Origin of the sequence: Mesorhizobium sp. M2A.F.Ca.ET.067.02.1.1, assembly GCF_004023285.1 — a bacterium.
GTDB lineage: Bacteria > Pseudomonadota > Alphaproteobacteria > Rhizobiales > Rhizobiaceae > Mesorhizobium.
This window is the reverse complement of the sequence record NZ_RZSB01001506.1, coordinates 1-360: the sequence shown is the minus strand read 5'-3', so window position 1 is coordinate 360 and position 360 is coordinate 1. Positions and strand designations below refer to the sequence as shown.

The following is a 360-nucleotide window of genomic DNA, read 5'->3' as shown; positions in this document are numbered from 1 at the left end:
CCGTGCCCTGGTCGCCGGCATTCGATTAAGTGAGGCTGCAATGACGCATGAAAAGCTGGTTCGTGATTTCTTTTCGCAGCACGCCAAGTCGCCTCTTCCGAACGGAAAGGACGCTTTTTCCGTGCACTATCTGGATGATGGTCTGATTGATTCCTTTGGCATCGTCACGATGATTGACGAGTTTGAGAGTGAACTCGGTGTGAGCTTCTCGGCGGAAGATATGCAGTCGTACGAATTCCAGACCGTCGGGGGATTGATTGGAATTCTGGAGCGGCTGGTAGGAGGGCCTTCCTAATGCCGATTGTTCCAAAGGACGTTATCTTCCTGCCCGAATCCACAGCGGAATATCCAGACCGCTGG

The 360-nt window shown here is 52.8% G+C and carries 1 protein-coding gene; it reads left to right on the top strand.

All coding sequences use genetic code 11. The features are described 5' to 3' along the window. Positions 1-295 (top strand): acyl carrier protein (locus tag EOA28_RS39445; RefSeq protein WP_189342447.1); only part of this gene is annotated, 295 nt, incomplete at its 5' end. Between the last annotated feature and the right edge of the window lie 65 nt (positions 296-360).